The organism is Streptomyces sp. NPDC087859, assembly GCF_044742595.1.
GTDB lineage: Bacteria > Actinomycetota > Actinomycetes > Streptomycetales > Streptomycetaceae > Streptomyces > Streptomyces canus_F.
Window position 1 is genome coordinate 463,506 of record NZ_JBIUUU010000007.1, and the last position, 20,696, is coordinate 484,201.

Below are 20,696 nucleotides of genomic sequence, written 5' to 3' on the forward strand. Positions count from 1 at the left end.
CCGGTCGGGTGTCATCCGAGGACGGACGCACAGGTGGTCGGAGTGGCGTGCGCGGGGTCGAGCGCGTTGATGACCTCGTGGAAGGCGATCAGGTCGAACAGTCCGATCGCCGCGTGTTCGGAGAGGTCGAGCGGGCACAGGTCCTGGACGACCACGTTGTTGACGCCGGGTCCGTTGAGGAACTGGCTGCGGTACGGCGTGACGACCTCGTCGTACTTGGTGGCGAGGACCGTGTACGTCACGCCGGGGACGGTGTCGCCGCCTTCGTTGAGCTTGGTGAGGAAGGGCGATCCGGCGGTCTGGTCGGCGAGGGCCGGGGTGCTCTGCGAGAGGAGGTCGCCGGCTCCGGGGAAGTAGTCCAGCAGCTGAGTGAGGCCGTTCAGCGTGGTGCCGTGGTTGCTGGGGGCGATGCCGACGAGGGCGTCCACCTTCGCGGCTCCGCCGAGGAACTTGAGGTAGTAGCGGGGCATCATGCCGCCCTGCGAGTGGCCGACGAGGTCGGTCTCGGCGGCGCCGGTCGAGCCGAGGACCTTGTCGACGAAGGCGGACAGCTGCCCGGCCGACTTGTCGATGGGGCCGAGTCCGTGGAAGACGGGGACGCCGGGGAGTTGGCCGTAGTCGAAGGAGTAGACGCAGTACCCGCGGTTCTTCAGGTACGGCGCGAGGCCCAGCCAGTTGTCGACGGAGTTGGCGAAGGTGCCGTGCACGAGGACGACGGGGTGGGGGTGGGCGGCGGACGGCTTGCAGGAGAAGTCGTTCCAGCCTCGGCTGGGAGCGTCGGCGGCATGGGCGCTGGTGGCGGCGGGGACGAGGGCGACCGATGCGGTCAGCAGCAGCGCGGTCAGGGGTCTGAGCAGTCGTTTCCAGGGCAGCATCGAGCGATCTCCTTGCGGCTCAAGGGAGTTGCGATGGCCTTACGCCCTGTGATCCGGATCACGAGGATGCTGTTCACTCGTCAAGTTACGAACGGGTAGTGCACTTGTGAAGTTACGCGTCAGTAAAAACTTCCAGCGCTAACCGGAGACGAGTGCGACTCAAGCGCGTTCACCGATGAACCCTCACCAGGCAGGCCTGATGGGACCATAGGGGGCGATACGCGCCAATTGATTACGCAACGCCCGCACTTCACCCTCACCGATCAGTTCGACCCACGCCCCGACGGCCTCCGCGGCCGCCTCCTCCGCGGCCCGGGTGCACGCCCACCCCCGCTCGGTCAGCACGACGAGCCTGGCCCGCGCGTCATCGGGATGCGGCCGCCGCTCGACGTACCCCTTGCGCACGAGATCCTCGACGAGCTGACTGGCGGCCTGCTTCGTCACCCCCAGATGGACGGCGAGGTCGGTGACCGTGGCCCCGTCCGGGGCGAGCCGGGTGAAGGCGAACCCGTACATGGGCCGCGCCTCGAACCCCCGCGCGACGACACCGTCATTGATGCGATGCGTCAGCTCACCCGCGGCGGCGAGCAGGGCGGCGGACAGGGCGAGGGCTTCGGAGTTCTGCACGGATGCATTGAAACACCCTTGACAGATTGGTCAAGCAGCTTGACTATAGAGCCATATAGTCAAGCTGCTTGACCAATTACCGATTGTCGATTCGGAGGCACTCCATGCCTGTCATCCGCTCGTCCGAAGCCGTCACGCACGAGATCCACGGCGCCCGGTTCGTCTCGTACGCCACTCCTCTCACCGGAAGCAAGGAGCTGTGCGCCTGGCGCGGCGAGATCCCGGCGGGGACGAAAGCCCCCGCTCACACGGTCAACCGCGAGGAGATCTTCCACCTCCTCGACGGCGAACTCCTGATCACCCTCGACGACGAAACCCACCGCATCACGGCAGGTGACACCCTGATCATCAATCCCGGCGCGACCCTGAGCGTCGAGAACCCGACCGATCGGACCGCCATCACCTGGGTCACCACGTCCATCGGCCTTCAGGCGACGCTGGCCGACGGCACGGTCATCACTCCCCCGTGGGCCAACTGAGCTCGGAGCGGACCAGCTCCAGCAGCCGGCCGATCCAGTTGCGGCCGCCGCGGGAGCCGGCCTCCCGCCAGTAGGGGGACTCCTTGTGGCCGGTGTAACTGATCGTCGCGTCGCCGGTGGCGAGGAGGATCTCGGCGAGGTCGGGGTGCTGGGTGAACTTCGCGCGCAGCAGGCCGGCCATGACGGCGAGGCGTACCTCGGGCCAGTCGTCGCCCCGGTGGCTCTCGGCCAGGGCCCAGTAGCCCTCGTGCACGGAGGGATGGGCGGCCCCGGCGAAGTGGATCTCCGAGGGGTAGTCGTTGCGCAGCACGAAGAGGTCGAGCTTCTCGGGCCGGCCCCGGGGGTAGATGACGTCGTGCAGAACGACGGGCGGCGGGACGGCACCCGCCGGGTCGTCCGCGTACACCGGTCGCGGCCGCTCCGTGACTCCGTGGTCGTACTCGTCGAAGAACTCGAGAACGTCCCGGTGCATCACCTCCGTCACCACCGGGCCGTCCCCGTCCACGGGCTCGCCCACGTCGGTGAGCAGGATCCGCAGGGGGCGGTCCTGGCGCTCCATGTCGCCCAGGATGTAGACGCGAAGGTGCGCCGGAATCGCCAGGTATGCCGTTCGGAGGGCCGCACGGCTGAGCTCGGTCGGCTCCCGCCGGTAGTGCCGGATCGCCTCGTGGCAGCGCTGGGCCGCCGTCGGCCTGCCGCTCAACTCGTCGATACGGTCGGCGACTTCGAGGAGAAAGTTCTCCGGGGTGAGCGGCTCGGGGTACCGGGCGCCCCACCTGGACGGCGGCTCGGGGGGCGGCGGCGCCCCGGGGTCCCGCACCGCGATGATCCCCTTGGCCAGCCTGCGCTCCAGCCCGGCGAGGTCGACGAGACCGCTTCCCTCGCACTTGATCGCGCCGTCCGCGTACACGACGAGATCGTGCACGTCGTACACGTCCGCCAACTGATGCCTGCGCCACACATGGCACCAGACCCCGTCGACCCTCTCCCCGCCCACCGTCCGATACGTCGGCCCCCGCCATGTCATGCGCGCACCTTATGTCACGCCGCCAGCGACCCCGGCATCACCGCGTGCGGCCCGAACTTGGCCCGCACGCGGTCCGCGACCTCCTCGATGCGGCGCAGCTTCTCGTCGGCGGGGTCGAAGGTGAGCTGGTGGGAGGCCTGTTCGGCGGGGCCGAGGCTCTCGGCGCGCAGGGCCAGCGCGCGGACCCGGGCGCGCTGGAGGCCGAGTGCCTCGTACATCTCGTAGGCCGTCCTGGTCAGCGCGGCCGAGTGTGCGGTGGGTTCCTTCAGGGTGCGGGTGCGGGTCGTCGCCGAGCGGTCGGCGTAGCGGACGGTGAGGGTGAGGGCGCCGCAGATCTTGTCCAGGGCGCGCAGTCGGGCGCCCAGTTCATCGGCGGCGGAGAGCAGGCCGCGGCGGTGCCGGTCCGGGTCCAACTCGTCGCGGGTGAAGGGGCGTTCGGCGGCCAGGGAGCGGGAGATCGCGTTCGGGACGACCCGGCCGCGGTCGACTCCGCTCGCCTTCTCGCGCAGTTCGCGGCCGACCCGCGCGCCCACCAGACGCTGGAGCGTGGACAGGGGTGCGGCGGCGACCCGGCCGAGGGTGTCGAGTCCGTACTCGCCCAGGGTGCGGGCGGTGGCCGTCCCGACGCCGGGGAGCGCGGCGACGGGCTTCCCGGCGAGGAAGTCCGCGCCCTCCTCCTCGGTCACCGCGCAGGTCAGTCCGGGCCGCGCGTCCTTCATCGCCATCCGGGCCAGCATCCGGCCCGGTCCCGCGCCGATCACGCAGTCGACCCCGTACAGCGCGAGGGCGCGGACCCGGATCACCGAGGCCAGTTCGACGGCGTCCCGCCCGAAGTACCGTTCGGCGCCCCGCAGATCGGCCAGGGCCGCGTCCGGTGGCAGCGCCTCGACGACCGGTGTGAACTCCTCCAGCAACCCGAGCAGACCCGGCAGGGCCGCCTCACCCGTCGGCGGCAGCTGGAAACGTACGCAGAGGATGGTCATCCCGCACTCCCCGGACTCTGGTGCCACAACTTCCTTACCTGTGAAGGCTCTTGACCCGCAGGTCGCAGATCCGCCCACGGATGCAGTTCGTATCCCGTCGGCATCTGGATGCGCCGGCCGCCGGTCGAATCACCGGCCCCTTCCGGCATGGGCTCCGCCAGCCGGGCGGAGACCGCGTCGAGGCCGTGCTCGGCGCGCAGTTCGACCAGTTCGGCGAGGTTCCAGGCGGCGGCGCCCACCACGCTGAGGCTGCGCGGGCCGCGGCGCTGCACCACCCCGCGCACCAGCAGCAGCCAGGAATGGAAGACGGTGTGGGCGCAGGCGTCGTGCGAGTCGTCGAAGAAGGCGAGGTCGACCAGGCCGGTGCCGTCGTCGAGGGTGCTGAAGATGACCCGCTTGCCGGACCGGATCGGCGGGGTCTGGGTGGCCGCCTTGGCGCCCGCGACGAGGACCGTCTCACCGTGCCGCGCGTCCCGCAGCCGCCGTGCGTCGACCACGCCCAACTCCTCCAGGAACTCCCGGTGGTCGTCCATCAGGTTGCGCGAGGCGTCCATCGACAGGACACCCAGCTCGGCGCTGAGCTTCTCGGCGGAGGACAGGTCCGGCAGTCCGGCGGGCGCGGTCTTCCGTCCGCCGGCCAGGGGCAGTTGTCCGCCGCCCGCACCTCGCGCGCCCCGGTGCAGCTCGGTCAAGTGCAGTTGAAGGTCACGCCGGTTGGCGCCGAAGGAGTCCAACGCACCCACCTGGGCGAGTCTTTGGGCGAGCGGTCGGCTCGGGCGCGCCCGCTCCCAGAAGTCCAGCAGTGAGGCGTACGGCTGCCCGTCCGCGATCCGTGCCGCCTCGGCCTCGCTGATGCCGTACACGTCGGAGAGGGCGAGCCGGAGCCCCCACACCACAGGGTATTCAGACACCAGTTCGATACAGTGGGCGACCGCCGACCGGTTCACGTCCAACGGCAGGATCGGCACCCCGCGCCGCCGCGCGTCCGCCAGCAGCAGCCGCTTCGGATACATCCCGGGGTCGTGCGTGAGCAGCCCCGCGTAGAAGGCCGCCGGGTGGTGCGCCTTCAGCCACGCCGACTGGTACGTCGGTACGGCGAAGGCGACCGCGTGCGCCTTGCAGAAGCCGTACGAACCGAAGGCCTCGATGATCTCCCAGGTCCGCTGAATCGTTTCCGCGTCGTATCCGTTCACCGCCGCGTGCTGCGCGAACCAGAACCGGATCCGCCCCTGCGACTCCGGGTCGGACAGCCCGCGCCGCACCCGGTCCGCCTCGCCGCGACCGCACCCGGTCATGATGTCGACGATGTCGATGATCTGCTCGTGGAAGACGACGACCCCGTACGTCCCCTTCAGCGGCTCCTCCAGATCCGGGTGCGGATACCTGACGGGCGCCCGTCCGTGCCGCGCCTCGATGAACGGCCGCACCATGTCGGCGGCGACCGGACCCGGCCTGAAGAGCGAGATGTCGACGACGAGATCGTGAAAGGTGGCCGGCTGGAGCCGCCCGACCAGGTCCCGCTGGCCCGGCGACTCGATCTGGAAGCAGCCCAGCGTCTCGGTGGAACGGATGAGTTGATACGTCGCCGGGTCACCCGGTGGCACGGCGTCCAGGTCGATCCGGTCCCCCGTCGCCCGCTCCACCTCCGCGACCGCGTGCGCCATCGCCGACTGCATCCGCACGCCCAGCACATCGAGCTTGAGCAGCCCGAGGTCCTCGACGTCGTCCTTGTCGAACTGCGACATGGGCAGACCCTCGCCACTGGTCGGCATGACCGGCGTACGGGCGAGGAGGGAGGCGTCCGAGAGGAGCACCCCGCACGGGTGCATGGCGACTCCGCGCGGGAGGGCGTCGAGAGCCTCGGTCAGTTCCCAGAGCCGTCCGTACCGCTCCTTCTCCCCTGCCAGCGCGCGCAGTTCGGGCAGCTCCTCCAGTGCCGCGCGGGCGTCGCGGGCGCGGATGTGCGGGAACGACTTGGCGATGCGGTCGATGTCGGCGGGGTCCATGGACAGGGCCGCGCCCACGTCCCGGATCGCGTGCCGCACCCGGTACGTCTCCGGCATCGCGACCGTCGCCACCCGCTCGGTGCCGAACCGGCCGATGATCGCGCGGTAGACCTCCAGGCGACGGGCGGACTCCACGTCGATGTCGATGTCGGGCAGCACGAGCCGGCGCTTGGACAGGAACCGCTCCATCAGCAGCCCGTGTTCGACCGGGTCGGCGTGGGCGATGCCGAGGAGGTGGTTGACGAGGGAACCGGCACCGGAGCCGCGCGCGGCCACCCGGATGCCCATGTCCCTCACGTCGTCCACCACTTGAGCGACCGTCAGGAAGTAGGAGGCGTAGCCGTGGTGGGCGATGATGTCCAGCTCCCGGTGCATCCGCTCCCAGTAGGCGCGCTGACCGGCGTACCCCTTCAGCACCATCCCCGCCGCCGCCCGTGAGGCGAGCGTCCGCTGGGCGGTGCGGCCGCTCGCGCCGACGAGGTGCGGTTCGGGGAAGTGGACGGTGCCGATGCCGAGGTCGTCCTCGGGGTCGACCAGACACTCGGCGGCCGTCGCCCGGGTCTGCTCCAGCAGCCGGTGGGCGGTGTCGCGTCTGAAGCCCGCGGCCTCCACGATCCGCTCGGCCGCCGCCAGCATGGCGGACGGGTCCTTGAGCCAGGCCTCACCGGAGTCCAGCTCCTTCGTCGGGTCGACGGGGACCAGGCGACGAGCGGCGTCCAGGACGTCGGCGACCGGGCCCTGGCCGGGGTCGGCGTAGCGGACGGCGTTGCTGAGCACGGGACGCACCCGCTGTTCCGCGGCGAAGCCGACGGTGCGGGCGGCGAGGCGCAGGGAGCCGGGCCCTGTGCCCTCGCGGCCGTGCCAGACGGCCTCCAGTCTGAGGGCGTCGCCGTAGGTCTCGCGCCAGGGGGCCAGGAGCCGGGCCGCCCGGTCGGGGCGTCCGGCGGCGAGGGCACGGCCGACGTCGGAGGCGGGGCCGAGCAGGACGGTCAGGCCGTCCCCTTTGTTCTCGGTCCAGGGCAGCAGGGTCGTGCCCTCCGCGCCCTTGCCCCCTTTCTCGGAGTGTGCCGCCGTGACGAGCCGGCACAGGTCGGCCCAGCCGTGGGCGCCGTCCCGGGCGAGGAAGGTGACGCGGGGGGTCGACTCGTCGATGAAGGCACCTCCGCGCACGGGCGCGCGGCGCTTTTCGGGTCGCACGGAATCACCCTGCCGTACGGGCTCCGGCGTGTGCTCCTCCACCGCCAGCTCCACACCGAACACCGGCCGGACCCCTGCCTTCGCGCAGGCCTTGGCGAAGCGGACCGTGCCCGCGAGGGTGTCGCGGTCGGTGAGGGCAAGGGCGTCCATGCCCCGCTCGAAGGCGCGCTCGGCCAGCCGCTCCGGGTGGGAGGCGCCGTAGCGCAGGGAGAACCCGGAGACGGTGTGCAGATGCGTGAACCCTGGCACCCGCGCCTCCATTTTCGAACATCAGTTCCCAACAGCCTCACCCCCACCATACCCCCTATCCCGAACATGTGTACGACAACCGTTCGGCCGCCCCCCACCTGCGGAAACGCCCCTCACCTCGGACTGTGAGGACATGACACAGAACAGCTTTCTCGCCGAGGTGAAGGACGCGGTCACCCCGCGGGCCACGCTGCTGGTCATCGGAGTGATCGCCCTCCAGTTGCTGTTCATCACCTCCTATGTGGGAGCGCTGCACAATCCGAAGCCGAAGGACGTGCCGTTCGGGGTGGCCGCACCGCGGGCCGCCGCCGAGCAGGCGGTGGCCCGGATGGAGAAGCTGCCCGGCTCGCCCCTGGACCCGCGCACGGTGGCCGACGAGGCGACGGCCCGGAAGCAGATCCTGAACCGGGACATCGACGGGGCGCTGGTCATCGACCCGGCCGGGACGACCGACACGCTCCTCGTCGCGAGCGGCGGCGGCACCGTCCTCGCCACCACCCTGGAGAGGTACCTCACCGCCCTGGAGGCCCCTCAGAAACGGAGCGTCAAGACGGTGGACGTGGCGCCGGCCTCGTCCCAGGACTTCGACGGCCTTTCGGCCTTCTACCTGGTCGTCGGCTGGTGCGTCGGCGGCTATCTGTGCGCCTCGATCCTGGCGATCAGCACCGGCGCCCGGCCCGCCAACCCGCGCCGCGCGGTGATCCGGCTGATCGTGATGGCACTGGTGTCGATCGTCGGCGGACTGGGCGGCGCGGTGATCGTGGGGCCGATCCTGGACGCGCTGCCGGGCAGCGTGCTCGCCCTCTGGGGGCTCGGGGCGCTGGTCACCTTCGCGGTGGGGGCGGCGACCCTCGCCCTCCAGGCGATCTTCGGGATCATCGGTATCGGCATCGCGATCCTGCTCGTGGTGATCGCGGGCAACCCGAGCGCGGGCGGGGCCTTCCCGCTGCCCATGCTGCCGCCGTTCTGGCAGACGATCGGCCCGGCGCTGCCACCGGGCGCGGGCACCTGGACGGCCCGCTCGATCGCCTACTTCAAGGGCAACGACACGACCGCCTCCCTGCTGGTGCTCTCGGCATGGGCGGCGGCCGGCATCGCGGTGACGCTGGGGATGGCGGGGCTGCGGAGGAAGCGCGAGGGCGAACCTTTGCCGGCTCGCGGCGCGACTGCGCAGGATGCCTGAGGGCGAACTGCCGCCGACTCGGAAGCCGTAGTACGCCTGGGCGGCCGCCGGTTACCGAACCCGCACCCGCCGCCGGCAGCAGACCGCCACGGTCGACCCGCATCCGCCGACGCCCCCCCCCAAAGGGCCACCCGCACCCGACCACGAAACCCGCACGGGCGGTGCGGGTGGGAAACGAAAATCCCGCCCCCGAAGGGGCGGGACTCCGCACACCACGAACCGTCAGCCGATCGACGTCCCCGTGGCCGACAACGCCTCGGTCACCGGCTGGAAGAACGTCTCCCCACCGGAGGTGCAGTCACCGCTGCCACCCGAGGTGAGCCCGATCGCGCTGCTTCCGGAGAACAGCGAGCCACCACTGTCCCCGGGCTCCGCGCAGACGTCCGTCTGGATCAGCCCGTTGACGATGTCACCGTTCCCGTAGTTCACGGTCGCGTCCAGCCCCGTGACCTTCCCGGAGTGCACCTGGGTCGTGGAGCCGCTGCGCGTGACCGACTGCCCGACCGTCGCCTCCGCGGCTCCCGTGATCGCCTGCGAGGACCCGTTGTAGAGGTTCACCTCGCTCGGGTGGTCGACGTCGGCGGTGTACTTGACCAGCCCGTAGTCGTTGTCCGGGAAGCTGGACACCTCGTTCGTGCCGATCTGGGTCCCGCTCGAGTCCGACCAGGTGGAGATGGACTCGGTGCAGTGCCCGGCGGTGAGGAAGTACGGCTCCCCGCCCTTGACCACGTTGAACCCGAGCGAGCACCGCCCGCTGCCCCCGGTGATCGCGTCACCGCCGGCGACGAAGGGCTTGAACTCCCCCTTCGTGCGCTGGAGTTCGGCCGTGCCGCCGAGCCCGTCGACGACCTTCGTGAGCTTGGCCCACTCCGCGTCGGAGACCGTGCGGTCGGCGGTGACGACCACCTTGTTGGTGGTCGGGTCGGTCGCCCAGGACGTACCCGGGATCGTCGCGTCCTGCTTGAGGGTGCCGCGGGCGCTCTTCAGCTCGGCCAGGGAGTTCGCCACGACCCGCGCCTGGGCGCCGGCCGCCTCGACGGTGTCGGCCGCGGTCTCGCTGAGGACGTTCACGACGAGGTTCTTGGCCTTCGCGTCGTAATACGTTCCCGCCGCCGCGGTTCCGAGGTCCTTGCCGAGCGTCGAGGCGAGCTTTCCGGCCGCCGCGACCGACAGGGTCTCGGGGGCGGAGCTCTTCACGGGCTCGCTGGCGTTCGCAGTCTGGAAGGTGATGCCCGCGGCGACCAGTGCGGTGATTCCCGCACCTGCCAGGGCTGCCCGCCGCTTGGGTATGCGTCGGTGCTGCAACTCGGGTCCTCCTGTGGGGGGTCGGCCCGGTCGGTTATGGGGACCTTGCGGGCCGGAAGGCTGGTTGACGAGCCCTTACTCTTTCGAACCCGGCGGGGAGCGCACAAGGTTGAGTTCCGGACGCGCGTAGAACGCGGTTGCACGCCCCTTCCGGATTGACCGTGGACAGTCACACCAGGCGACTTCGCAGTGCAAACACTACGTGCGGGTAACCAATGACCAGCCTGTGAGGTCTAGTCCTGTCCTGAATTCGACCCCTCGGAGCCCGGATCCAGACGAGGCTGGGGCGACGGCAGTTGCTCCTGCACCGGTTGCTCCTCCACAGAACGCACCGGTTGCTGCACCGGCCCGGGCGCCGGCGCCGCCCTCTCCAGGAACCGCAGCAGCTCGACGGGGAAGGGCAGCACCAGCGTCGAGTTCTTCTCTGCCGCCACCGCCACCACCGTCTGCAGCAGCCGCAGTTGCAGCGCGGCCGGCTGCTCGGACATCTCCTTGGCCGCCTCGGCGAGCTTCTTCGACGCCTGGAGTTCGGCGTCGGCGTTGATGACCCGGGCCCGCCGCTCCCGGTCGGCCTCGGCCTGCCGGGCCATGGAGCGCTTCATGGTCTCGGGCAGGGAGACGTCCTTGATCTCGACCCGGTCGATGGTGACGCCCCACTCCACGGCGGGGCTGTCGATCATCAACTCCAGCCCCTGGTTGAGCTTTTCCCGATCCGACAGCAGATCGTCCAGCTCGCTCTTGCCGATGATGGACCTGAGCGAGGTCTGCGCCATCTGCGCGACCGCGAACCGGTAGTCCTCCACCCGCACGATCGCCTCGGCCGGCGCGGTCACCTTGAAGTAGACGACCGCGTCCACCCGCACCGTGACGTTGTCCCGGGTGATGCCCTCCTGCCCCGGCACCGGCATCGTCACGATCTGCATATTGACCTTCCGGAGCTTGTCGATGCCCGGAACGATCATCGTGAACCCGGGCCCGCGCACTTCCGACCGGAGCTTGCCGAGGCGGAACACCACACCCCGTTCGTACTGTTTGACGACCCGTGCCGCCGCCATCACGTACACCGCTCCGGCGGACGCGAGCGTCACTCCCGCTACCACCAGCTCCTCGACCATGACGGCCCCCAGGGTCCGATTCAGGCGCTCAAGGTGTGTACTTCGACGGTAACTCCGCGATGTACACGATGGGGAGACGGAGGACACAGGTGCTCGACGGCATACAGACGCGCGACGGCAGGTGGCTGACGGTCGAGGAGTACGGCGACCGGGACGGCACACCGGTGGTGCTGCTGCACGGCACCCCGGGCTGCCGGTCCGGGGTCGTGCCCGCCGACGTGGTCAAGACGCACCCGTGGGTGCGGTTCATCGCCTACGACCGTCCCGGCTACGCCGACTCGGACCGGCACCCGGGACGCCGGGTCGCCGACGCGGCCCGGGACGTGGCCGATCTGGCCGACGCGCTCGGGCTCGAGAAGTTCTCCGTGCTCGGGCGGTCCGGCGGCGCCCCGCACGCCCTGGCCTGTGCGGCACTGATGCCCGCGCGGGTACGGCGGGCGGCGGCGCTGGTGTCCCTCGCGCCACCGGACGCGGAGGGGCTGAGCTGGTTCGACGGCATGGCGGCCTCCAACGTCGAGGACTACACCCTGGCGCTGACCGACACCCTCGCCTTCGCGGAGCGGCTCGCCTCCCGGGCCGCCGCCGTCCGCCAGGACCCCGCCCAGCTGCTCGTGACCATCCGCGACGGGCTCACCGACGCCGACCGGCGGATCGTCTCCCAGCCGGCCGTCGGCGACATGCTGCTGCGCAACTACCGCGAGGCGCTGCGCACTTCGGCGTACGGCTGGCTCGACGACGCCCTCGCCCTGCTGAGCCACTGGGGCTTCGACCCGGCGGACATCACGCGGCCGGTCCTGCTGTGGCACGGCGCCCAGGACCGGTTCTCCCCGGTGGGCCACTTCGAGTGGCTCCTGGGCCGCGTCCCGCGCGCCCGTCCCGTCCTGGACCCGGACGCCGGTCACTTCGGGGCGATCGAGGCGCTGCCCGCCGTACTGGACTGGCTGTGCCCTGCGTCATGATCCGGGGCGCTCCATCCGGGCGCCCCGCATCAGGTCCATGACCCGCTCGTGGCTGTCCCCCACGGCGTCGGTGACGCGCAGCCGCAGGCGCAGCTGGTCGATCTCGCCGACGAACCGACGGCCGTACGCCCCCGCCCGCATTCCCCCGTTGCCCAGGGGGAACCCGGCGCCGGTCAGCCGCAGGTAGTAGTCCTTGCCCTGGACGAACCCCCGGTCGGCGAGCTCCTCCAGCACCCCGGCGTGGTCGGTCCACGCGGTGGGCTCCCCGCCGCTCGGGACGAAGCAGTAGTCCACCCGCTCCACCACCGAGTGCTGCGAGCCGCCGTTCACCACTTCCACATGCCACCCGGGCTCGTCCGGGCCGAGGTCACCGACCGTCCAGGAGGAACTCCAGCCCAGTGCGGGCCGCACCGTCCGCGCGTACTGGGCTCGCCCGAACACCGCGGCGAGCGCCACCGCCAGCAGCGCGCCCAGCGGGTTCATGTCCATGAGCCGCAGCCGCCAGGGCCACTGCCGGGCCAGGTCGCCGGTGATGTTCGACCGCACGATCTCCCACAGCAGCACCAGCGTCAGCAGGATCAGCAGCACCAACGGCGCCACGAACAACAACGGACTGCGCCGCACCCGCCGTTGCCGGTCGTCGAACTCCAACCCCTGGTCCTCTCCCCCGTGTTGACGGCGACAATAGCGAGCCCCCGCACGGCAGGCGTGTGCGGGGGCTCACCACAGGTGCTGGCTGCGATACAGGCCGTTCCGGGACCTAGAAGACGCTGACGCCGTACGCGCTCAGGGCCTCGGTGACGGGCTGGAAGAAGGTCGTGCCGCCGGAGGAGCAGTTGCCGCTGCCGCCGGAGGTCAGACCGTAGGCGACGGTGCCGCCGTACAGCGGGCCGCCGGAGTCGCCGGGCTCGGCGCAGACCGTGGTCTGGATCATGCCGTACACGACGTCGCCGCCACCGTAGTTGACGGTTGCGTTGAGGGCGGTGACCCGGCCGCTGTGCGTGCCGGTGGTGGAGCCGCGGCGGTACACCGTGGTGCCGACGGAGGGCGTGGCGGCACTGGTGATGTCCTGGCTGCCCACAGTGCCCGAGATCGAGGACACGGGGTAGGTGGACGAGTACCGGACGATGCCGTAGTCGTTGGTCGGGAAGCTGGACCCGGCGGTCGCGCCGAGCAGCGACGTACGACCGGAGTTGGACCACCAGTTGCCCGCACCGTCGGTGCAGTGGCCGGCGGTCAGGAAGTAGTAGGTACTGCCGCTGCGGACGTTGAAGCCCAGGGAGCAACGCCAGCTACTCGCATAGATTGCGTCGCCGCCGGAGATCAGCTTGTTGAACTTGCCCGGGGTCCGCTTGATCGTCAGCGCGTCGGCGTTGGCGCCGGCCTGCCGCTTGATCTTCGCGATCTCCGCCTTGGAGACCGTGCTGTCGACGGTGACGACGACACGGTTGGTCTTACTGTCGACGGCCCAGGCGGTGCCGGGGACATCGGCCTTGAGCACCGAACTGTTGGCGCTCTTCAGCTCGTTGGCGCTGAAGGTGGTCACGTCCGAGGCGTTCGCGTTGGGGATCGCGATCGCTGCGGCGGCCACGAGTCCGGTGGATACGGCGATCAGCCGGGTCCGTCTCGTAATGCCGCTGCGGGGGGTGGTGCGCTTGATCCTCACTTTTCGTTCCCTCCCAGGGAGGTTGGGGGCCCGCGTGGGGTCGGGGCCCGTGAGGCGCAGCCAGAAGCCCACATGTCCGGATTCCGAACACGCCGTGCCCCTGACAAGCGCTGAGGGGGAGTATTCGGCCGAACGACCGGTAGCCGCAAGGGCGCCTTTCGGCCGTCAATCTTTGAACCACCCATGCGTTCCCCGTGAGCCGGCCGCTCCTCGGAGCAGGGTGCGCTCCCCCGCCTCGACGGCGATGCCCAGCCTGTTCCCCGGCGGCGGGAAGGGGCAGATGAAGTGGTCGGCGAACGCACACGGCGGAAGCAGGGCGCGGTTGAAGTCGACCGTCGTGCGCCCCTCGGCGTCGGGTGCGGCGGACCGCAGGAACCGGAAGCGGTGACTGCTGGATCCGCTCGTCGCATCGCCGAAAACCGCCCACAGCGATCCGTCCCCCTCGACCGTCACCTGGAGCGTGAACTCCTGTCCGTCGAGGGTGAACGCCAGCTCTCCGCCCAGCCCGAGGCCGCGCCGCCGTCCGTCCGCGTTCTCCACGCGGACGCTGCGCGGTTCGCCGTACGGCGTGAAGCGCCCCGGCACCGACCAGCGCGGCTCGTACGGCGTGGCCGCGACACCGCGGAACGCGCGCCGCGCCTCGGAGGCCGGGTCGAAGTCCCGTACGCCCCACGCTCCCTCGCGCACCAGCACGACCAGCCGCCGCCCGCCGTACGCGACCCGGCTCGCGCCCACCGGTCCGGGGTCGGCGCCGAGCCGTACCGCACCGCCGAAGGGCCGCCCGTCCACGGTCAGCCCGTCCTCCTCGGCGGCCCTGAGCAGCACCGCGTCACCGTCGGCCGACCAGGCCCCGGGAGCGGTCGGAAGCCGTCCGTCCGGATGGTCCTCCAGCCAGTACGTCCCGGTGAGCGAGAGCGGTCCGTAGGGCGCGGAGACCGTCTCGACGCGGTGTTCGTGCCACTTCTTCCACTCGTCGAACGCGTCCGACGTCATGTGATCAACCCTTCCATGCCGGTTCGGAGAGCCCGAGGTGGGAGCGGAGTGTGGTGCCCTTGTACTCGGTACGGAACACCCCGCGTTCCTGGAGCAACGGCACCACGCGGTCCACGAACTCGTCGAGTCCGGCCGGGGTGAGATGCGGGACGAGGATGAAGCCGTCGGCGGCATCGCGCTGCACGAACTCGTCGAGCTCGGCGGCGACCGCCTGCGGAGTCCCGATGAAGGACTGCCGGCCGCCCGCCTCGATCACGGTCTCCCGGATGGACAGCCCCTTCTCCTTCGACAGCGCCCGCCACCTCTCCGCGATCTCGAGGGTGTTCCCGCGCCGGGTCCGGCCCTGGGTGAGCGTCGGCTCGGCCACCGGGTCCATGTCGGGGAGCGGGCCGTCCGGGTCGTACGAGGAGAGGTCGACGCCCCAGATCTGCTCCAGCGTGAGGATCGCGGTCTGCGGGGAGGTCTGCTGCCGGCGGATCTCGGCTGCCCTCTCCTGCGCCTCCACGGCGGTGTCGCCGAGGACGACACCGACCCCGGGCATGATCTTCAGGTCCTCGAAGGTACGGCCGTACTTCGCCAGGCGTCCCTTCACATCGGTGTAGAAGGCGCGACCGCCCTCCAGCGAGGTCTGCCGCGTGAAGACCACATCGGCCGTGGCGGCGGCGAACTCCCGCCCCTCGTCCGAGTCCCCGGCCTGGATGACGACCGGATGTCCCTGCGGCGAGCGCGGCACGGTGAACTCGCCCGCGATGTCGAAGTGCCGCCCGCGGTGGGCGAACGGCCGGGACAGCCCGTCCGGTGTCCAGGAGTCCCACAACTCCCGTGCGGTGGCGACGAATTCGGCCGCCCGTGTGTACCGGTCGGCCCGGTCGAGGAAGCCGCCGCGCCGGAAGTTCTCCCCGGTGAAGGAATCGGAGGAGGTCACCACGTTCCAGGCGGCCCGGCCCCCGCTGAGGTGGTCCAACGAGGCCAGCCTGCGGGCGAGTTCGTACGGCTCGTTGAAGGTCGCGTTGACGGTGGCGGCGAGCCCCAGGTTCTCCGTGACGGCGGCGAGCGCGTTGAGCACGGTGATCGACTCCGGGCGCCCCACCACGTCCAGGTCGTGGATACGGCCCTTGTGCTCACGCAGCCGCAGCCCCTCGGCGAGGAAGAAGAAGTCGAACAGACCACGCTCGGCCGTGCGGGCCAGGTGCTCGAAGGAGGAGAACTCGATCTGGGACCGCGAGCGCGGATCGGCCCAGACGGTGGCGTTGTTGACGCCCGGGAAGTGCACCGCGAGACGGATCTGTTTGAGCGGTCGTTCGGTCATGACGCTTCCCCCGCGTATTGGTTGACGGGCCGGGCCAGCCCCAGGTGCTCCCGGAGCGTGCTGCCCGGGTAGAAGGTGCGGAACAGTCCGCGGTGCTGGAGCAGCGCCACCGTGCCGTTGACGAGCCGCTCCAGGTCACGGCGTGGCTCGGCGGGCGTGAGGTGGAAGCCGTCGACGGCGCCCTCCCCGTGCCAGGAGGCGATCAGGTCCGCGAGGTCGACGGGACCGCCGCGGTACAGCGGGCCCTGCGCGGTCTGCCGGGGGCCGCCCCCGCCGTGGCCCGGTTCGGCCGCGTGCTCCCCGTCGCCGAGGTCGACGACGAGCCCGGCGAGGACCCGCAGTGCGTCGGGGTCGCGCCCGAACCTCGCCGCGGCGGCGCGCAGTTGATTCCGTACGGCACGGGTCTGCGCGGCGCTCACGGACCGTACGAGGGCCACGTCCGCGTACCGGGCGGCGATGTCCCGGGCCTGCCCCTCGGAGGCGTCGACCACCCGGACCGGGTGGCCCTGCGGAGGGCGCGGCACGATCGAGGGGCCCCGCACCGAGAACTCCGTGCCCGCGAAGTCGACGTGGTGCAGCTTGTCCCGGTCGATGAAACGGCCGGTCGACTCGTCCCGTATCTCGGCGTCGTCCTCCCAGCTGTCCCACAACTTCGCTGCCACGTCGGCCACTTCACCGGCCTCCCGCCACAGCGCGTCGGCGGGGGCGGCGTGCCGGCGGCCGAAGAGGCGGGCCTCGCCCTCGGTGGTCGACACGTCGAGCCGCCAGCCGGCCCGGCCCCGGCTGACCCAGTCGAGGGTCGCGACGGCCGCCTGGACATGGAAGGGCTCGGTGTGGGTGGTCGTGACGGTCGGCACGAGTCCGATCCGGCCGGTGACCGGGGCCACCCGGGACAGGACGGCGAGCGCGTCGAGCCCGGGGCGGGCGAAGGTGTCGTCCAGGGTCACGAAGTCGAGGACACCGTGTTCGGCGAGCCGGGCCAGTTCGACGTAGGAGCCGGCGTCATGGGCCGACGGCTGGTCGACAGCGGCGGAGAGATGCAACATCACAGCACCTTCGGGAGAAAGCTCTTGGGGTAGGGGGGTGTCTTGAGCGGCCGGTGGTGTCTCAGGCGGCCGCGCGTCCGGCGAGGGCGGCGAAGAACTCGAGTGCCGCCCTGGCCGTGGCGTCGTTCTGGCGGAACGCCGGGCCGCCGGTGCGGGGCCGGGTGAAGGCGCCGGAGGTACGGGCGTCGGTGAAGGGACCGAGCGCGAAGCGCCGGGGATGCGGCCGGCCGGCCACGTCCAGGATCCGCCCGTCACCGGGGTCCACCCGGAGCAGCCCCTCCGGGGTCTCGGCGGCCCCGTCCTCCCGCAGTTCCCGCAGCAGGGCGTCACGGGCCCGTCCGACCGTCGGCTCGGGCAACCGCGCCTCGACCAGCGCGCGCGTCTCGACGGAGAACCCGGGCAGACTCGCGCTCGTGGCCCGGAAGACGCCGTCCTGGGCCTCCACCGAGACGTCCGCGCCGAGGAACCTGACGACACCCGCCCGCGAGAGGGCCTGCAACTGCCGCAGCCGGGGTCCGGGCGGCCCCGACGCCAGATAGCTGAAGAAGCCGTGCCACCAGGGTCCGGTGCCCCCGAGCCGGACCAACTGGCCGTAGACGGACAGCAGCCCGAGGAAGACCGACAGGTCCTGGCTGTACGCAGGGTCGTGCCGTCGGCTCAGATCCTGCTCGACATACCCGCGCAGCCCCTCCTGGAGCTCCTCGAACGACCCGTACCGCACCCCTTCCAGCGGCCGGTCCAGCGCGCCCAGGTCCAGCTGGTCGGCCGGGTCGGGCACGGCGGCCTCCACGAGGGCCTCGACATCCGTGCGGTCGCCGACCGCGTACTTCTCCTCGAAGTCGGCCCAGGACATCGCGGTCCGCTCCCCGTGCACCGTGAACAACCGGTGGTAGTGCGCGAACCCCAGCTCCTTCTCCACCAGCGGCCACACGTCCCGGCGGAAGTCGAACCCCGCGGGCCGGGCGAGCAGGTCCTCGACCTCGGCGGGCCCGAAGAACCGGGGCAGCGGGGGCCGTTCACCGGTCCAGTCGTAGCCGATCTTCGAGTGGTACGGCACCCCGCGCCGCGACCCGACGTACAGCACCGGCTCGCGTCCGGACGGTACGTAGGTGCCGCCCTCGTACCGCCCGCCCCGCCCCTCCGTCAGCAGCACCATCAGATCGACGAAGGCGAGCCCGAAGCCGCGGACGAGGACGTGCGAGCCGGGCGCGAGCGCGGACAGGTCACTGTCGGCGGTGAAGTCGGGCGGGAGGTGGACGAGGCCGTGCTCCGTCGCGTACGCGGCCAACGACCTTTGCTCGTCGTCGAGTTCGGCGTCGAGGTGGCCGAGCGCGAGGACGACCAGGTCGGCGAGGAGCGGGCCCGGGCGGCCCTCCAGCCACACCTGCTGGCGCCCCTCGCGCGAACCGCCGACCCGCAGGGCGCGCCGCGGATGGTGGTGCACCCGCACCGACGGAGGCAGCGCGGCCACCGCCTGCTCGTGCACCCACCGCAGATACCCGCCCTGGAGCTGCCGGTCCGCGAAGGTGGTGCCGTCGATGCCGGCCCACTCGTGCAGCGTGGGTCCGGGACGCACCGGTCCGGCCATGTCCACCGTGTCGTCGGTGAACATCGTGACGTCCTCGGCGTGCGAGTTCATCCACAGCAGCGGCGACTGCGCCTCGCGCCAGATGCGCCCGGCACCCGGTGCATGCGGGTCGACGAGATGGATGTCGAGGCCCGAGCCGTCGTACAGCTCGGGCGCGTTGGCCGCGATCCGTTCGATCAGACCGGCCCCTCGCGGCCCGGCGCCGACGATCACCAGTGAGTGCCGGGTCATCGGAGGTGCCCCTGATGAGGGTGCCGGTCAGCCGGGTCCCGGCGGGCGGTGGTTGGGGAGAGGGTGTCGGAGGACATGTGAAGGCTCCGTGGCAGCGAGTCGTTCGAACTCGGACGGGTGCCTTCACACAAGCGCGCCGCGCGGCGCGGATCGCGGCCGAGCCCCTCAGCAGGGCCGCCCCTCGAGACTACGGGGGCGTTTCCCCTCACTGTCAAGGCTGTCCATACTGTGAGCCGTACGTCTCAAGTCGGTTGACGCACAACCGGATGCCTGTTCCACTTGCCCCATGCATCCACAGCAGTGGCTGGTCAAGCGCTCCCACATCGACTTCGGTCGCGTGTGGTCCTCTTCCTGTTGAGCTGACCCCCTGCGCGCCCTGATTCCCGGGCGCCCTCTCACATTCTCTTCCCCGCCTTCACACGCGCCTCCCCTCACCTCGCGCCTTCATATCCCCCTTTGCCCTACGGCGAATCAGCAGCCGCAGTCACACCCGCAGTCGCATCCATCGCAGCAGTTCCCGCAACAGTCACAGCAGCTGCAGCAGTCACTGCACCCGCTGCAGTCGCACTGGTTGCACAGACCTTCCCGACGCTGGCCGCTCCACGGGTCCTCGAACTCCCCGCAACACATCTGGCACGTACAGGCCAGCCCCATCCACACCGCACACCCCGCGAGCAGTCCACGCCGGTCCCGGCGAGGCGGCTCCGGGGGCGGCGGAACTCCCGGCCCGCCCGGCCCGGGAGGCGCGTAAGGGTGCGACAACCCGGCCGACCCGGCCCCGTGCCCGCAGGACGACGAACCGAAGACCCGGTCCACGGACGTCCGCAGCTCATGCACGAGCAGCACATGCGCCAGCTTCTGGTCGCCGAACTCGGCTTCCCGCAGCGCGAGGCGTATCCCGTGCACCGCGTCGTCCGCGAGCCGCCGCGCCTCCGCCAGGGGCGTCCCGGTGGCCGTCAGCGGGTTCCACGCCCCCGATGCGGCGTCGGTCTCGCGGTCCTCCACGGCGTCCAGCAGATGCGCGAGCCGCCCGAAGAGCCGTCCCGCCTCGGCGAGCGGCTCGGCGTTGCCCGGCCGCCCGGCGAGGACCGCGGTGTGCGCGAAGGCCGCCGCGGTGGCCGTCTCGGTCGGCTCGGTGACGGTCAGGATCGGCGTCCCGGGCCCGGCCAGGGTCTCGATGCCGAGCTGGCGGTCCACCGCGTCGACGAGCACGGCGGTGTCGAACCCGACGGCGGACCCGCTACGGGCCCCCGCCGCACCCCAGCTCGACGCGACCCGGCGGGCGGCGAGCGCCACCGGCTTGCGGGCCAGCAGTCCGTCCCCGTCGGCGACATGGTCACGGACCTTGGCGGAGGCGAGCACCAGCGAGACGGCGGCCGAGAGCCGCGCGCCCTCGCCGTCGGCGACGGAGGCGGTGCGCATGCCGCGCAGCGGGCACGGGCCCGCCGTACGACGCCCCGAAGTCCCCCGCTCGGCCTGAGCCTCCGTCAGAACCGATATGAGCAGGCCGTCGTAGTTGGTGACGATGCGCGCGAACTGCCCGTGATCCTTGCGCAGCGCGAGACACAGCCCGCACAGATGCGCCATCCACTGGGTCTTGAGACTTTCACCGAGCCGATGGCGGCAGGGCCTGACAATTCCGAACACGACGATCCCCCGTGGTCAGTGCGACATTGAGCGGCGGCATCGTATCGACCCCGCCGTTCACCCGTACGCCCCGGCCGTCACCCATACGCCGTGAAGAATCATATTTCACTCACAGTCAGCAGCCGTATGGGGAACGGCCCTTGTGAAACCCGGGCTCTCGACGAATGCGCTGTGCACCAGTACCGTCACAAACCCCCCGCGCGGCGTCTAT

Annotated in this window: 17 protein-coding genes; 3 read left to right on the top strand and 14 right to left on the bottom strand. The window is 71.1% G+C overall.

Translation table 11 applies throughout. The annotated features are described in order from the left end of the window. Nucleotides 1-11: 11 nt before the first annotated feature. Together ACIOHP_RS19845 and ACIOHP_RS19850 are read right to left on the bottom strand one after the other, a co-directional pair. Nucleotides 12-875 (bottom strand): esterase/lipase family protein, encoded by an 864-nt coding sequence (locus ACIOHP_RS19845; RefSeq protein ID WP_401889059.1) that lies wholly within the window; start codon nt 873-875, stop codon nt 12-14. A gap of 183 nt (nt 876-1,058) precedes the next feature. After that, nucleotides 1,059-1,502, bottom strand: coding sequence for a MarR family winged helix-turn-helix transcriptional regulator (locus tag ACIOHP_RS19850; RefSeq protein ID WP_401889062.1), 444 nt, complete (start codon nt 1,500-1,502; stop codon nt 1,059-1,061). A gap of 104 nt (nt 1,503-1,606) precedes the next feature. Here ACIOHP_RS19850 and ACIOHP_RS19855 point away from each other — a divergent pair, with 104 nt between their 5' ends. Continuing rightward, the gene (locus tag ACIOHP_RS19855; RefSeq protein ID WP_401889065.1) at nt 1,607-1,981 is read left to right on the top strand and encodes a cupin domain-containing protein; all 375 of its coding nucleotides are present in this window, start codon (nt 1,607-1,609) and stop codon (nt 1,979-1,981) included. Here ACIOHP_RS19855 and ACIOHP_RS19860 read toward each other — a convergent pair. From ACIOHP_RS19860 to ACIOHP_RS19870, 3 genes are read right to left on the bottom strand one after another with little or no spacing between them, the layout of a single operon-like run. Continuing rightward, complete coding sequence (locus ACIOHP_RS19860; protein WP_401889068.1) at nt 1,959-3,008, bottom strand: NADAR domain-containing protein; 1,050 nt, start codon at nt 3,006-3,008, stop codon at nt 1,959-1,961. The two genes, ACIOHP_RS19855 and ACIOHP_RS19860, sit on opposite strands and share 23 nt — an antisense overlap. 14 nt (nt 3,009-3,022) lie before the next feature. Beyond that, nucleotides 3,023-3,991: a DNA polymerase thumb domain-containing protein gene (locus ACIOHP_RS19865; RefSeq protein ID WP_401889071.1), complete on the bottom strand. Its 969-nt coding sequence runs from the start codon at nt 3,989-3,991 to the stop codon at nt 3,023-3,025. Beyond that, nucleotides 3,988-7,443 (bottom strand): DNA polymerase III subunit alpha, encoded by a 3,456-nt coding sequence (locus ACIOHP_RS19870; RefSeq protein ID WP_401889073.1) that lies wholly within the window; start codon nt 7,441-7,443, stop codon nt 3,988-3,990. The genes ACIOHP_RS19865 and ACIOHP_RS19870 overlap by 4 nt, the downstream gene beginning before the upstream one ends. A 133-nt stretch (nt 7,444-7,576) precedes the next feature. Between ACIOHP_RS19870 and ACIOHP_RS19875 the strand changes: the two genes are divergently transcribed. Further along, entirely contained in the window at nt 7,577-8,626 is a 1,050-nt protein-coding gene (locus tag ACIOHP_RS19875; protein ID WP_401889076.1) for a DUF3533 domain-containing protein, read from the top strand. Between the two features lie 222 nt (nt 8,627-8,848). Here the strand turns inward: ACIOHP_RS19875 and ACIOHP_RS19880 are convergent, their stop codons facing one another. Continuing rightward, nucleotides 8,849-9,931 carry a S1 family peptidase gene (locus ACIOHP_RS19880; RefSeq protein ID WP_361548871.1) on the bottom strand — a complete coding sequence of 361 codons (1,083 nt, stop codon included), beginning with the start codon at nt 9,929-9,931 and terminating at the stop codon, nt 8,849-8,851. A gap of 233 nt (nt 9,932-10,164) precedes the next feature. After that, nucleotides 10,165-11,046 carry a slipin family protein gene (locus ACIOHP_RS19885; RefSeq protein ID WP_401889079.1) on the bottom strand — a complete coding sequence of 294 codons (882 nt, stop codon included), beginning with the start codon at nt 11,044-11,046 and terminating at the stop codon, nt 10,165-10,167. A gap of 89 nt (nt 11,047-11,135) precedes the next feature. On the opposite strand from ACIOHP_RS19885, the gene ACIOHP_RS19890 reads away from it, so the two are divergent. Continuing rightward, complete coding sequence (locus ACIOHP_RS19890; protein ID WP_401889081.1) at nt 11,136-12,005, top strand: alpha/beta fold hydrolase; 870 nt, start codon at nt 11,136-11,138, stop codon at nt 12,003-12,005. Here ACIOHP_RS19890 and ACIOHP_RS19895 read toward each other — a convergent pair. The 7 genes from ACIOHP_RS19895 to ACIOHP_RS19925 all read right to left on the bottom strand — a co-directional run bounded on the left by ACIOHP_RS19895 (nt 12,000) and on the right by ACIOHP_RS19925 (nt 20,485). After that, nucleotides 12,000-12,656 carry a hypothetical protein gene (locus ACIOHP_RS19895; RefSeq protein ID WP_401889084.1) on the bottom strand — a complete coding sequence of 219 codons (657 nt, stop codon included), beginning with the start codon at nt 12,654-12,656 and terminating at the stop codon, nt 12,000-12,002. The genes ACIOHP_RS19890 and ACIOHP_RS19895 overlap by 6 nt on opposite strands. A gap of 109 nt (nt 12,657-12,765) precedes the next feature. Next, a complete protein-coding gene (locus ACIOHP_RS19900; protein WP_401889087.1) occupies nt 12,766-13,671 on the bottom strand; it encodes a S1 family peptidase in 906 nt (301 codons plus the stop codon). 165 nt (nt 13,672-13,836) lie between these two features. Further along, nucleotides 13,837-14,664 (bottom strand): DUF1684 domain-containing protein, encoded by an 828-nt coding sequence (locus tag ACIOHP_RS19905; protein ID WP_401889090.1) that lies wholly within the window; start codon nt 14,662-14,664, stop codon nt 13,837-13,839. Nucleotides 14,665-14,668: 4 nt separating this feature from the next. Then, complete coding sequence (locus tag ACIOHP_RS19910; protein WP_401889093.1) at nt 14,669-15,973, bottom strand: NtaA/DmoA family FMN-dependent monooxygenase; 1,305 nt, start codon at nt 15,971-15,973, stop codon at nt 14,669-14,671. Continuing rightward, nucleotides 15,970-17,019: an LLM class flavin-dependent oxidoreductase gene (locus ACIOHP_RS19915; RefSeq protein WP_401889095.1), complete on the bottom strand. Its 1,050-nt coding sequence runs from the start codon at nt 17,017-17,019 to the stop codon at nt 15,970-15,972. The genes ACIOHP_RS19910 and ACIOHP_RS19915 overlap by 4 nt, the downstream gene beginning before the upstream one ends. Before the next feature lie 61 nt (nt 17,020-17,080). After that, nucleotides 17,081-18,838: an FAD/NAD(P)-binding protein gene (locus ACIOHP_RS19920; RefSeq protein ID WP_401889097.1), complete on the bottom strand. Its 1,758-nt coding sequence runs from the start codon at nt 18,836-18,838 to the stop codon at nt 17,081-17,083. A gap of 471 nt (nt 18,839-19,309) precedes the next feature. Next, nucleotides 19,310-20,485 (bottom strand): DUF5685 family protein, encoded by a 1,176-nt coding sequence (locus ACIOHP_RS19925; protein ID WP_401889100.1) that lies wholly within the window; start codon nt 20,483-20,485, stop codon nt 19,310-19,312. Nucleotides 20,486-20,696 lie beyond the last annotated feature (211 nt).